The 12,373-nt window shown below is 64.2% G+C and carries 12 protein-coding genes; 2 read left to right on the top strand and 10 right to left on the bottom strand.

Going from position 1 to position 12,373, the window contains the following annotated elements:
• Positions 1 to 16: 16 nt before the first annotated feature.
• The gene (gene pgm, locus I6E56_RS07845; protein WP_197137157.1) at positions 17 to 1,651 is read right to left on the bottom strand and encodes a phosphoglucomutase (alpha-D-glucose-1,6-bisphosphate-dependent); all 1,635 of its coding nucleotides are present in this window, start codon (positions 1,649 to 1,651) and stop codon (positions 17 to 19) included.
• Positions 1,652 to 1,733: 82 nt separating this feature from the next.
• Here pgm and I6E56_RS07840 point away from each other — a divergent pair, with 82 nt between their 5' ends.
• Positions 1,734 to 2,078 (top strand): chorismate mutase, encoded by a 345-nt coding sequence (locus I6E56_RS07840; RefSeq protein ID WP_197106692.1) that lies wholly within the window; start codon positions 1,734 to 1,736, stop codon positions 2,076 to 2,078.
• Positions 2,079 to 2,101: 23 nt separating this feature from the next.
• Here I6E56_RS07840 and I6E56_RS07835 read toward each other — a convergent pair whose 3' ends face one another.
• Genes I6E56_RS07835 through I6E56_RS07810 form a run of 6 tightly spaced genes read right to left on the bottom strand, consistent with a single transcriptional unit; the run spans position 2,102 to position 7,194 of the window.
• Positions 2,102 to 2,962 (bottom strand): MurR/RpiR family transcriptional regulator, encoded by an 861-nt coding sequence (locus I6E56_RS07835; protein WP_197137156.1) that lies wholly within the window; start codon positions 2,960 to 2,962, stop codon positions 2,102 to 2,104.
• Positions 2,959 to 3,756 carry a phosphonate ABC transporter, permease protein PhnE gene (gene phnE, locus I6E56_RS07830; RefSeq protein WP_197137155.1) on the bottom strand — a complete coding sequence of 266 codons (798 nt, stop codon included), beginning with the start codon at positions 3,754 to 3,756 and terminating at the stop codon, positions 2,959 to 2,961. Before phnE (I6E56_RS07830) ends, I6E56_RS07835 begins: the two co-directional genes overlap by 4 nt.
• The gene (gene phnE / locus I6E56_RS07825) at positions 3,753 to 4,610 is read right to left on the bottom strand and encodes a phosphonate ABC transporter, permease protein PhnE (RefSeq protein ID WP_197137154.1); all 858 of its coding nucleotides are present in this window, start codon (positions 4,608 to 4,610) and stop codon (positions 3,753 to 3,755) included. Before phnE (I6E56_RS07825) ends, phnE (I6E56_RS07830) begins: the two co-directional genes overlap by 4 nt.
• Positions 4,607 to 5,431, bottom strand: coding sequence for a phosphonate ABC transporter ATP-binding protein (phnC, locus tag I6E56_RS07820; RefSeq protein ID WP_197137152.1), 825 nt, complete (start codon positions 5,429 to 5,431; stop codon positions 4,607 to 4,609). The genes phnE (I6E56_RS07825) and phnC overlap by 4 nt, the downstream gene beginning before the upstream one ends.
• Positions 5,432 to 6,418 carry a phosphate/phosphite/phosphonate ABC transporter substrate-binding protein gene (gene phnD / locus I6E56_RS07815; protein WP_374061589.1) on the bottom strand — a complete coding sequence of 329 codons (987 nt, stop codon included), beginning with the start codon at positions 6,416 to 6,418 and terminating at the stop codon, positions 5,432 to 5,434.
• A gap of 56 nt (positions 6,419 to 6,474) precedes the next feature.
• Complete coding sequence (locus tag I6E56_RS07810; protein ID WP_197137150.1) at positions 6,475 to 7,194, bottom strand: HAD family hydrolase; 720 nt, start codon at positions 7,192 to 7,194, stop codon at positions 6,475 to 6,477.
• Between the two features lie 101 nt (positions 7,195 to 7,295).
• Between I6E56_RS07810 and I6E56_RS07805 the strand changes: the two genes are divergently transcribed.
• Positions 7,296 to 8,030, top strand: a complete 735-nt coding sequence (locus I6E56_RS07805) for an amino acid deaminase (protein ID WP_197137148.1) — start codon at positions 7,296 to 7,298, stop codon at positions 8,028 to 8,030.
• 32 nt (positions 8,031 to 8,062) lie between these two features.
• On the opposite strand, the gene I6E56_RS07800 is transcribed toward I6E56_RS07805, so the two are convergent.
• The 3 genes from I6E56_RS07800 to I6E56_RS07790 all read right to left on the bottom strand — a co-directional run bounded on the left by I6E56_RS07800 (position 8,063) and on the right by I6E56_RS07790 (position 12,259).
• Entirely contained in the window at positions 8,063 to 8,899 is an 837-nt protein-coding gene (locus I6E56_RS07800) for a peroxiredoxin (RefSeq protein WP_197137146.1), read from the bottom strand.
• Position 8,900: 1 nt separating this feature from the next.
• Complete coding sequence (gene purL, locus I6E56_RS07795; protein ID WP_197138216.1) at positions 8,901 to 11,153, bottom strand: phosphoribosylformylglycinamidine synthase subunit PurL; 2,253 nt, start codon at positions 11,151 to 11,153, stop codon at positions 8,901 to 8,903.
• A gap of 155 nt (positions 11,154 to 11,308) precedes the next feature.
• Positions 11,309 to 12,259: a PhzF family phenazine biosynthesis protein gene (locus I6E56_RS07790; protein ID WP_307783767.1), complete on the bottom strand. Its 951-nt coding sequence runs from the start codon at positions 12,257 to 12,259 to the stop codon at positions 11,309 to 11,311.
• Positions 12,260 to 12,373 lie beyond the last annotated feature (114 nt).

Here is a 12,373-nt window from a genome sequence, read left to right as displayed (position 1 = left end):
CGCGAGTGAGCGCTCGCTACCCGTTCAGGGCAGCGTCGACGATCGCTTTGGCTTCGGCCTGCACGAGGCGCAAGTGCTCCGCTCCCTTGAACGATTCGCCGTAGATCTTGTACACGTCTTCGGTGCCGCTGGGGCGGGCCGCGAACCACGCGAACTCCGTCGTCACCTTCACCCCGCCGATCGCAGCGCCATTACCCGGAGCCTCCGAGAGTTTGGCCGTGATCGGGTCACCGGCGAGTTCGGTGGCCGCGATCGCAGCTCCACTCAGCTTGCCCAGCTTGGCCTTCTGCTCTTTGGTCGCCACGGCATCCACACGTTCGTAGGCGGGGTCGCCAAACTCTTCGACCAGCTCGGCGTACAGAACGGATGGCGTCTTGCCGGTGACCGCCAAGATCTCGGCGGCCAGCAGGGCTAGCAAGATCCCGTCTTTGTCGGTCGTCCAGACGGAGCCGTCTTTGCGCAGGAAGCTCGCGCCAGCGCTCTCTTCGCCGCCGAACGCGACAGATCCATCAACGAGGCCGGGAACGAACCACTTGAAGCCGACGGGCACCTCGATGAGGTCGCGGCCCATCGCGGCAGCAACCCGGTCGATCATGGAACTCGAGACGAGGGTCTTGCCGACTGCGGCTTCCGGGTTCCAGCCCTCGCGGTGCGTGTAGAGGTATTGGATTGCGACGGCCAAGTAGTGGTTGGGGTTCATGAGGCCACCGTCTGGCGTGACGATCCCGTGGCGGTCAGCATCGGCGTCGTTGCCGGTGAGGATGTCGAACTCGTCACGGCGGGCGACGACGGAGGCCATGGCCGACTTCGATGACGGGTCCATGCGAATCTTGCCGTCCCAGTCGAGCGTCATGAACGCCCACGTCGGGTCAACGTCGGGGTTCACGACCGTGAGATCGAGGTCGTACTTTTCCGCGATGAGCTTCCAATAGTTGACGCTCGCGCCACCCAGCGGGTCTGCACCGATGCGGATGCCGGCCGTGCGAATCGCATCAATGTCGATGATGTTCTCGAGGTCGTCGACATAGCGTCCGCGGAAGTCATAGCTGCCCGCTGCCGTGTTCTCAGCCCCGGCATCGCCCACGTGCTTCACCGCCGTGTTGCCCTCGGCGATGATTGCGTTCGCGCGGTCAGCAATCCAGCCGGTCGCATCGCTGTCGGCGGGGCCACCGTGCGGCGGGTTGTACTTGAAGCCGCCATCGCGGGGCGGGTTGTGGCTCGGGGTGATGATGATGCCGTCGGCCTCATCGCCGTTGTCGGCAGCGTTGTACGCAATGATCGCGTGGCTCAGCGCAGGCGTGGGCACGAAGTCGTCAAACTCGTCTTTTAGCGCGAGCACGCCATTGGCGGCGAGCACATCGAGCGCGGTCGTCTCGGCAGGCTGCGAGAGCGCGTGGGTGTCGCGGCCGATAAACACAGGGCCCGTGATGCCCTGGCTGGCACGATATTCCACGATCGCCTGCGTGATGGCGGCGATGTGCACTTCGTTGAACGCGGTGTCGAGCGCGGAGCCACGATGGCCGCTCGTGCCGAACACGACGCGCTGCTCAGGGATCGTGACATCCGGAACCAGCGCGTAATACGCCGCCACCAACTCGGTCACATCAATGAGGTCGGATGCCTGGGCTGTCGTGCCTGCGCGATCGTTCATGCGTTCTAGTCTCGCACCCCCGAGCGGGGGTCGGCGCGTCATCTGGCAAACACGCAGCATCCGTACGCTCTAAAGTCGTTGTATGGCAGCAGCAGATCAGGCCCACAACGACAACGTCGACCCCGAAGTGCGCGAGCAACTTTTGGGCGCTCGCCGCAGCATTGACAACATTGATGCGGCCCTCATCCATTTGCTGGCCGAGCGCTTCAAATACACACAGCAGGTTGGTCGTCTCAAGGCCACCAAGGGCCTGCCCGCGTCAGATCCCAACCGTGAGCGCGACCAAATCGCCCGCCTCAAGTCACTGGCCGAAGAGTCTCACCTCGACCCGGCCTTCGCCGAGAAGTGGTTCAACTTCGTCGTTGCCGAGGTCATTCACCACCACGAGCAGCTCGCATCGGGCAGCGAGCCCGACTCGAGCAAGTAGAGCGCCTGAGGCGAATACCCCAGCTACTCGCTGAGGTTGTCGCTCAGCACATCAAGCACGAGCGCCCGCGTCTGATCGGCCGTCTCGCCCAACTCTGAGGCGACGAGCCCCACGAGCGACTCCAGCAGAATCGTGTGCGAGACCCGCGAGGTGTGCTCCAGCTCGTGACGGAACGACCCCGTAGCCGGCGCAATCACGATCGCGTTGTCGGCGAGTTCCACGAGCGGCGACTGCGCAAACGACGTCACCGCAATCAGGTGTGCTCCCGAGGCGCGAACGGCGCGAGCGGAACGCAGCGTCGCCTCATTGGCGCCACTACCACTGATAACCACGCAGGCGTCCTTGGTGGCAAGGCCGCGGGCGGCGATCTGCTGGCCAATGGCATCCGCCACATACTCCGACGGTCGACCGACCGCCGTCAGCCGCATGGCCAAGTCGCTGGCTTGGGCAGACGAGAGTCCATTAGCGATCACGAGCAGGCGTCGAGCGGTCGCGATACGGGTGATCGCCGCATCGAGGCCGTCACTATCCAGCGCGGCCGTGATGTGCGGCAGGGCGGCGGCGAGAGCATCCACTTCGGCTCGGATGCGGCCAAGCGCACCCTTCTCGTAGGTGACATCGCGAGCCTCGGTTTGGGCAAGCTCGCGCGTGAGGGCCACCCGCAATTGCGGGTAGCCACGGTAACCGAGACGCTGGCAGGCGCGGATGACAGTGGACCGAGCAACACCGGCCCGGTCGGCGATTTCTTGAGCCGTGTTTTCGACCGCGGCTGCCGGATCATCGAGCAACAGTTGAATGAACTTGTCTTCGCTCGGAACGAGCGCGTTACGCACCGTCGCAATGCGCGCGGTGGGCGATGCGTCAGAGTTTCCTGTCCAATTCATGCCAGGCGTGCTCCTTCGGTGATGCGGCGGCGGATGCGACCCGAAATGGCATCGATGGTCATCGTGACGACCACGACAACAATCAACAGCATCCCGACAGTCGACCATTCTCGGTACTGAGTGTAGGAGGTAAGCATGTCACCGATGCCCCCGACACCAATCAAACCGAGCACGGCTGACGAGCGAACATTGATCTCGAAGCGGTAGAGCCAAAACGACATGAACTCGGGGCTGGCCGATGGCCACACTCCCCAGCGCACCACTTGCGACCAAGAACCGCCGGCGGCGCGCGTGGATTCGATGGGACCACGCGGCACGCCCTCGATGGATTCGTAGCCCCACTTGCCGAGGGTGCCGATGCCATTGATGCCGAGCGCGATTGCCCCGGTGAGGGGAGTGAGCCCCGTGACCGAGAGGATCACAATCGCGATGATGATCTCGGGCACCGCACGAATGAGGGAGAACCCGACGCGCAGCACGGCGCGCACGGGCGCTGGCCCGAAGTCGCGGGCGGCCACAAAGCTCAACGGCGTTGCCAAGATGATCGCGATCACAGTGCCGACCCAGGCCATCGCGACCGAGCGCCAGGTTTGAAAGAGCGCCTCGGGTAGCTTCGACCAGTCGGGGCTGGCAAACATTAGCCAGGTATAGCGGGCGATCTCGGCGGGCAGATCGAGCAGGCGATCCCATTGGATGTCGACCGACCAGAAGGCGGCAACCACAATCGCGGTCGTTACTAGCCAGAGGGCGTTGCGCAGGGTGCGGCGTGGCCGCGGAGGAGCGATGGCGGTCATACGAGCCTCTTTCGAATCGATGACGACACCACGTCAATGACGACGACCACCACCAGGATTTCCAGGATGATGAGCGACAGTTGGTCGTAGCGGTAGAAGGTGCGCACGGCGTCAATCAGCAGACCAAGACCGCCGGCGCCGACCAGGCCGAGAACCGTGGATGCGCGCACATTGAGTTCGAGCACATACAGGCTCTGATTGGCGAAGGCCGGCCACACATCGGGCAAGGCTGCGGCCCGGTTCACTTGTGCTCCTGTGCCACCGGCAGCGCGAGCGGCTTCGAGCGGGCCGGCATCGTTGCTTTCGATCGCTTCAGACACCAGCTTGACGATGATGCCCACGTTGAAGAGCACGAGCGCGATGATGCCGGGCAGGGCGCCGACGCCGACCATCGCGACAAGAATTGCGGCATACAACAGTTCGGGCACAGCACGGATGACGTTCAAGATCGTGCGCACGATCCCACGCAACAGCGGGTGTGGGTTAGTGAGGCGCGCCGCCCACAGGCTCAGCGGGAGCGAGATCAAGGCTCCCACTGCGGTCGCGATCACCGCCATCTGCAGGGTTTCGAGCAGCGGCGCGAGAGTGCGCGGAAAGAACGACCAGTCAGGAACCAGCAACTGCGCGATCTTGCCTGCACCGTTCTGCCAATTGCGAGCAATCGCATCAAAGGAGAAGGCGACTCCCCACTGCGGACTGAACGTGATGATCGTGATGACGAGCACGACAGCCACGGCAACCCAGGGCTTCCAGCGGCCTCGCGGGCGCGGCGGCACGTTCAGCGCTGAGTGCTCTACGGGTGCTGCGGGAACGGATGCCGGGGTGGGGCCGGGCGGGGGAGTTGCGGTCGTCATTCGCCCAGCACATCCTCCGGCGCAATGCTGCGCCCATAGATCGCCTCGAAGTCGGCGTCGGTGGCGCTCGCCGCTGGACCGTCGTAGACAACCTCGCCCGCACGGAGGCCGATCATCCGCGTCGTATAAGTGCGGGCAAGATCCATGAGGTGCACGTTCGTGATGACGGTGATGCCGAGGGTGCGGTTGATGCGCCGCAGGTCGTTCATCACAGCGTGGGCCGTTGGCGGGTCAAGGCTGGCGACCGGCTCATCGGCCAACATGAGGTGCGGTTGCTGAGTGAGGGCGCGCGCAATGGCAACCCGCTGCTGCTGACCGCCCGAGAGGCTGGATGCCCGATCCCAACACTTGCCCAGAATGCCGACGCTCTCGAGCGCTTCAAACGCGAGCTGCCTGTCGGAGGCGCGATGCATACCCAGAAGGGTGCGCCAGGTCGGAGTGTGAGCGAGCCGCCCGACAAGAACATTGTCGAGTACGCTGGCGCGGCCGGCCAGGTTGAAGCTCTGGAAGATCATGCCGATGCCTCCGCGCAGAGCACGCAAATCGCGGCCGCGAGTCGTCGCGAGATCGCGGTCGCCGACGGTGAGCGAACCAGAAGTGACGGGAACCAGCCCGTTGATGGTGCGGATCAGGCTCGACTTGCCCGAACCGGACAGGCCCACGACAGAGACCATTTCGCCGGCGGCAATATCGAGGGAGACGTTCTTGAGCGCGGTCACACCGTTGCCGTAGCGCACGGTGAGATCGCGCATGCTGATTGCCCACGACGCAGCGGCCGGAGTGGTGGCTCCGGCCGCTGCGCTGGGTGCGGGAATGCTCAATTACTGAAGACCAAGCTTCTCGGCGGCACGAGCCACAACATCAAGCGAGGCCGGGTCAGCCGGAGCAAGCTTGGTGATCGAGTAGATCGACTGCAGAACTTCCGAACCCTCTTCGGTGTTCGAGTAGTCCGCAAGCGCATCCGTGATCTTCTGCTGAAGCTCAGGGGAGAGGCTGCTCGTGAGAGCGACACCATCGTTGGGGATCTCCTCGCTCAGGGCGAAGACAACGACCTCTTGGCCAACATCCGGAACGTCACTCGTGACGATGTCGCGGGCATCCCAGAAGCTGAAGCCCACTTCGGCGTCACCGTTGTAGACCGCGAGAACGCTCGCGTCGTTGGCCGTCACTGGCACCTGTTCGATGTCGGTGTCAGTGTTGATGCCAGCCTCTTGCAGAGCAAGGATCGGGTAGATGTAGCCAGCGGGCGAGCCGGGGCCGAGAAGGGCAACGGTGGTTCCCTTGTCAATCTTGGTGATGCTGTCGAGACCAGCCGGACCCACGAGAGCGTCGGCGCCGTTACAGAACAACTTGCCATCGCGCTCAACGGGCTCGTCGTCGCAGTACTTGTCTGGATTGTTCGTCATGAACTGCGCCGGGTAGCTGATGTTGCCATTGCGTTCGGTCTGCAGCACAACACTCGCGCCATACATGTCGTTGGCCTGCCAGAGCTGCAGCGACGGCAAGAAGCCGATCTGCGCCTGGTCGGCACCCATTGCTTCGACGGCGGCTTGGTAGTCCTTCGAGACCACACCGGTGACCTCCATGCCGAGAGCCTCGGTGAGGTAGTCGGTGAGAGGCTCGGCGGTGGTGACGAGTTCGCCCTGGTCTTGCGAGGGAACGAGAGCGAGAACGAGCGAAGTGGGGTCGTTGGCTTCAGTGCCTTCGGCACTGTCGGCACTCGTGCTGCACGCGGACAGTGTGAGAGCAGTTGCGGTGAGAGCAACGCCGGCAACCAGTGCACGAGATTTTTTGCTGAGGGTAATCACGGGTGTTTCCTTTCGAATAGCTAGTTGAGAATTGCGGGTGGTGCGGTGGTGGTGGGTTATGCAGTGGTGGGTGGTGCGGCCTGTGTTTCACGGTGGGTTCCGTGAATCCAGGAGTTGAGGGCCTCGTACAGTTCGCCGAGGGTCGCAGCCGTGAAGTCGGCGTGCGGGTGAGGGGTGTCAGAGAGGAAGGCGGTGGTGGCTCCGCGGCGGTGGGCGGGCTCAAGGTCGTTGGCCCAGATGTCGCCGATGCTGAGAAGCGGGCCGGCGGGCATCCATTCGTCGAGCACTGCTTCGAGGCCAGCTGGTTTGCCGACGCTCGTGTAGATGTGGTCGAAGTAGTCGGCGAGGCCGAGGCTATCGAGCGTCTCAGCGATGCGGATGTCGGGGGCGTTCGTGGCGAGCACGATGGTGGCGTGCTCGCGGGCAGTGCGGAGAAACTCGGCGAGACCGGCGGGAGCGGTGACGGGCGCGGCGTCGGTGGCGAGCAGTTCGCGACTCGCGAGGTACGCCGCGTTGTGGGCGTCGGGGGCGACGGGCAGCGACTCTGAGGCGAGGCGAACGAGTTCGTAACCGTCAGATGCTTCGGCGAGCGGATGCCCGGGCTCGCGCAAAAGCGCGGTGCTGACGTCGCTCAGAAACTCATCCGCCGCAGCGGGAGTGAGGCTCGAGGCGACGGCGCGGGCGTACGCGATGATCGGGCCATCGCCGAGGGCGACGGTGCCATCGAAGTCGAAAACGATGGTGTGTGTGCGGGGGTGAGTGGCTGCGGTGGACATTGCGTCCAAGATATAAGACGCTCAGTGACGATTGGGCCATTTCAGGTGAACGGGAGGTAAATCATTCCCGGGACACGCCCCGACGAGCCTACGATCAAGGAGTGGACGAACAGCACCTCACCCTCGCCGAACTCGATGCGAGCGCTCGCCGCATCGCCGCCGTGACCGGTGAGCGGGCGGTATCTCGAGCGCGCATTCACACGATCATTACCGGGGAACTACCGTGGCTTGCTGACCAGATCGGGGCCGACCGTGCCGAGGGGCGATTCGCCGAATGGGCGCTGTCGACGGCGATCGACGAAAACACCGGCGAGGCCGTCGTCTCCCGCGAACTGTTCGAGGTGCTGCACGACCTCGCCGGGCTTGAGGCACAGTGGCCGATCGGCAACGCCGGCCTGCTGCACTGCTACGGCTACCTGCTTTCGACGGCATCCACCCCGTATGGACTCAAGCGCGACCGCTGGGTTGCGAGCGAGTTGGCCACCGCGTTCGGTCTCGCCCCCGACGCATTCACTCCGTGGACGGGCAGCGAATCGTTGCTGAGCCGGGTCGCGCACGTGATTGTTCCCACGCTCACTAACCCGCCCGCCGACGCGCTTGCCGTGCATACCGCGATCACCCAACCGGATGCCGCAGGCGTCTCCCACGCGACACGAACGGTGGTCGTGCAGCGGCACGGTGTCGCAGCTCTGGCCTATGGAATGGTGGTGCAGCACGCGGGGGTTCGCGTGCTTCGGCCCGTGACGGTGTTCCCGGTTTCGGCATCCTCCGACTGGCTCGCGGAGCTCGCCGCCGACACCTCGCGGTTGCGCTTCAACGCTGTGGGGGCGGGCTAGCGCGCGGCAAGCAGTAAGCAGTGCGCGGCAGGCTAGACCGCGCGGATGCCGTGCTGGTCGAGCACGTCGAGGAACGTGGTCGGTTCTGGCCGCACCCGGTGGTTGTCGGTGTGTTCGGCCCAGAGCACTGTTCCGGTGGCGTTGGTGATGATGACGGTCGGTACGACGGTGTCGCCATTGGCTGGGGCTCCGGCGCTGAACATGACGGGGGTTCCGCCGGGCTGCACGAGGTCGAGCGCGGCGGCGGCCGAGGCATCCGCATCGATGTAATAGGTGACCGGGATGTCGAAGCGTTGCGAGAGCTCAACGGTGTCTTCGGGCTTTTGCGGGCTGATGATCGCGACGGCGACTCCGCGGCGGTCGAGCTCGCGATACTGGTCGGCGATCTGGGCGACCTGGACCATGCAGAACGGGCACCAGTTGCCGCGAATGAACATGATCACGTGCGGTTGCTGGGTGAGCATGCTGCTGTCGACGACAGCGCCATCCACGGTCGTGAGAGGGAACGAAGGCAGCGGTTGCCCGACCGTGACTGGCCCGCTGGAGACGTGCTGCACCGAGTACCAATAGTTGTAGCCGAGAATCACGGCAAGCCCGAGAACGGCGACGAGTACGGCGAGCGGCCCGGCGAGGATGGCAGCAAATATTGCCACGCCGGAGACAGCAAGCTGAACCCACGGATGCCGGCGCTGCACCACGACGAGGCGCGTCATCAGCAACCCCAAATAGAGCGCGTATGCCGCCCACGGCAGGGCAGCAGCGAGCCACCACGGCTGTGATTCCGTGATGGCGCGCAGGATGACGAACGTGATCACCCCGAGGGCGAGCGCGGCGGTGACTTCTCCGTAAACCCTCTTGATGAACTGCACGTTAGGCGCCGAAAGCCTCCGCGAGAGTTCCGCGGTGTGCCGCGAGCAGTTCTTCGAGGGTCAGCGTGAACTGGTCTTGGATTTCGAGGGCGGGGGAGGCGGCATCCGTGACTCCGATGCGCACGGCAGGGTAGCCGCGGCCTTCGCAGAGTCCGCGGAATTTCACGTCGTCTTCGCGCGGGATCGAGACGACCATGCGGCCGGTTGATTCGCTGAAGAGGGCGGTGGCAGCGTCGATGTCGTCACGCTCGAGCAGTTCGCCCAACCAGACGCGAGCGCCAACGCCGAAGCGCATGACAGATTCGGCGAGAGTTTGAGCAAGCCCGCCGTCGGCGAGGTCGTGGGCGCTGGCGATGATGTTTTGCTCGTTGCCGGCCTTGATGAGGTCGGCGAGGCGACGCTCGGCAGCGAGATCAACCTTGGGCGGCAGACCACCGAGGTGGTCGTGAATGGTGCCAGCCCAGGCCGAGCCGTCGAGCTCGAGCGCGGTGGTGCCGAGCAGGTAGATGTTGTTGCCTTCGTCTTGCCAGCCGCTCGGGATGCGCTCAGCAACGTCACGGATGAGGCCGAGCACCGCGACCACGGGGGTCGGGTGGATGGGCACATCGCCGGTCTGGTTGTAGAACGAGACGTTTCCGCCGGTGACAGGAATTTCCATCTCGAGGCAACCGTCGGCGAGACCTTCAACGGCGCGGCTGAACTGCCACATCACTTCGGGGTTCTCGGGGCTACCAAAGTTGAGGCAGTCACTGACGGCAACAGGGTTGGCGCCGGTGGCGGCAACGTTGCGGAAGGCTTCGGCGAGAGCGATCTGGGCTCCGGCGTAGGGGTCGAGTTGGCAGAAGCGACCATTGGCGTCGGTCGCGACAGAGAATCCGAGGCCACTCTCTTCGTCGATGCGCACCATGCCGGCGTCATCCGGGAAGCTCAAGGCGGTGTTGCCGAGCACGTAGCGGTCGTACTGGTCGGTGATCCAGCTCTTGTCGGCCAAGTTCGGGCTCGCAAGCAGCTGCAGCATTTGGTCGCGCAGTTCGATGCCGTCCTTGGGGCGGGCGAGGCCGGATGCGGTGTCGGCCTGAAGCTTGTCGATCCACTTCGGGTAGGCGACGGGACGGTCGTAGACGGGGCCATCGATGGCGACGGTGCGGGGCTCGACGTTCACGATTTCTTCGTCGTGCCAGTTGATGATGAGGCGGCCGGTGTCGGTAACTTCACCGAGCACGCTGGTTTCGACATCCCACTTCTCAACAACCTTGAGGAAGCCTTCGAGCTTCTCGGGCTTCACGATCGCCATCATGCGTTCTTGGCTTTCGGACATCAGAATTTCTTCTGCCGTGAGGGTGGGGTCGCGCAGCAGTACCTTCTCGAGTTCGATGAACATGCCACCGTCACCGTTGGAGGCGAGTTCGCTCGTTGCGCAGCTGATGCCGGCAGCGCCGAGGTCTTGGATGCCCTCAACAAGGTCACCCTGGAAGAGTTCGAGGCAGCACTCGATGAGTACCTTCTCGGCAAAGGGGTCGCCGACCTGAACGGCGGGGCGCTTGGTCGGGCCGCCCTCTGAGAAGGAATCCGAAGCGAGGATGGATGCTCCGCCGATGCCATCGCCACCGGTGCGGGCACCGAACAGCACAACCTTGTTGCCCACGCCGCGAGCGTTAGCCAGGTGCAGGTCTTCGTGGCGCAGCACTCCAACGGCGAGCGCGTTGACGAGCGGGTTGGCCTGGTAGACGGAGTCGAAGTAGGTTTCGCCACCGATGTTGGGAAGGCCGAGGCAGTTGCCGTAGAAGCTGATTCCCGAAACGACACCCTTAGCGACGCGAGCGGTGTCTGGGTTGTCGATGGCGCCGAAGCGGAGCGCATCCATGACAGCAACGGGGCGAGCACCCATGGAGATGATGTCGCGGACGATCCCGCCGACACCGGTCGCAGCGCCCTGGAAGGGTTCGATGTAGCTGGGGTGGTTGTGGCTTTCGATCTTGAAGGTCACAGCCCAGCCCTCACCCACGTCGATGACGCCAGCGTTTTCGCCCATGCCGACCATGAGGTTCTTGGTCATGTTCTCGCTGACCTTCTTGCCAAACTGGCGAAGGTAGTTCTTCGAGGACTTGTAGGAGCAGTGCTCGCTCCACATCACGGAGTACATGGCGAGCTCACCGCTGGTGGGGCGGCGGCCCAGAATTTCGCGAATCTTCGCGTACTCGTCTGATTTGAGGCCGAGGGCGCCGTAGGGCTGTTCTTTCTCGGGCGTAGCCATCGCGTTCGATACCGTGTCGGCAACATGCTGGCGGGAATTGGTTGAGACGTCAGTCACGAGGGGCTTCTCCCAGAAGATTATGGATGCCGGGGTGCTCACGCCGGCCGCCTCCAGTCTACCTAGGTGCGCGAAGGTGTCGCGCTTGCTCGACTGGGTCAGGAGATGGGGGTTGCGGTGCCTGTTACGGTGACGCCACCGGTGGGCGGCACGTCGACCATGAGCAGGCTGGGGCGGCCAACATGGCGCCCTTGGTGCACCCCGAACCGGGCGGGAGGCTCGATCGCCCCCAACGCTCGAAGGTATGCGCCGAGCGACGCGGCCGCTGACCCCGTGGCGGGGTCTTCGGTGATGTCGCCCACCGGGAAAAGGTTGCGCGCTTCCACCCGCAGGGTTGACGACTCATCGGAGTGCTGGCGGCAAACCACGGTGACCGTTCCCGCCCATCCGCGCTCGTCCATCAGAGCACGGATGCTGGCCGGGTCGAAGCTAAAGGCATCAAAGACTTCTTGGGAGCGGATCGTGACAATGGGATGCCAGTTGCCGGCAAAGGCCTCCCCCAGAGGCCAGTGGTCATCGAGGTCGGAACGCTGGAGTCCCAAGAGCGAGAGCAGAGTGTCGGCAACCACGGGGTCGAGTTCACGAACGTGAGGTTCAACGCTCGTGAACGAGGCTGTCACCGAAGCGCTAGCCGCGCCTCCTGCTGGAGTGATGGCCGCATCCGAATCCGCATCCGATCGCGCTGTGTGAACGATGACGAGCCCAACCGGAGTCTCGAATGTGAAGGAACCGGTTCCCCGGCGCTCTGCCAGAGCAACAGCTGTCGCAACGGTCGCGTGGCCGCAAAATGGCACCTCGGCCACGGGAGAGAAGTAGCGCACTCGAACGGTTCTGTCGGTGTCGCTGCCGGGCTCGATGAGGAACGCTGTCTCGGCGTACCCGACATCCGCAGCGATTCGCTGCATCGCAGCGTCGCTGAGAGCGGAGGCATCGAGGACGACGCCGGCAGGGTTTCCCCCTCCGGGCTCAGAGGCGAAGGCCGCCAGACGAAGCACGTTTGTCGCTGGGGCCGAGTCATAATCATGGTCTGATGGTTGCCGTGGTGACACGAAACCACCCTGCCACAGTTGGGGCGGAGTTGGGATGAACTCGGGCACGAGTTCGTGGGGAAGGAGACCACCTCACCGCCGCCTGCTTCGGCGATCCCAGCGTCGCCGTCGAAG

It is taken from the genome of Salinibacterium sp. NK8237, assembly GCF_015864955.1.
Taxonomy (GTDB): domain Bacteria; phylum Actinomycetota; class Actinomycetes; order Actinomycetales; family Microbacteriaceae; genus Rhodoglobus.
This window is presented reverse-complemented; position numbering and strand designations above follow the sequence as displayed.

Coding starts and splice junctions, on each gene's coding strand:
- I6E56_RS07835 (WP_197137156.1), bottom strand. CDS start 2,962: ATGAATTGGACAGGAAACTCTGACGCATCGCCCACCGCGCGCATTGCG.
- phnE (WP_197137155.1), bottom strand. CDS start 3,756: ATGACCGCCATCGCTCCTCCGCGGCCACGCCGCACCCTGCGCAACGCC.
- pgm (WP_197137157.1), bottom strand. CDS start 1,651: ATGAACGATCGCGCAGGCACGACAGCCCAGGCATCCGACCTCATTGAT.
- phnE (WP_197137154.1), bottom strand. CDS start 4,610: ATGACGACCGCAACTCCCCCGCCCGGCCCCACCCCGGCATCCGTTCCC.
- purL (WP_197138216.1), bottom strand. CDS start 11,153: ATGGCTACGCCCGAGAAAGAACAGCCCTACGGCGCCCTCGGCCTCAAA.
- I6E56_RS07810 (WP_197137150.1), bottom strand. CDS start 7,194: ATGTCCACCGCAGCCACTCACCCCCGCACACACACCATCGTTTTCGAC.
- I6E56_RS07840 (WP_197106692.1), top strand. CDS start 1,734: ATGGCAGCAGCAGATCAGGCCCACAACGACAACGTCGACCCCGAAGTG.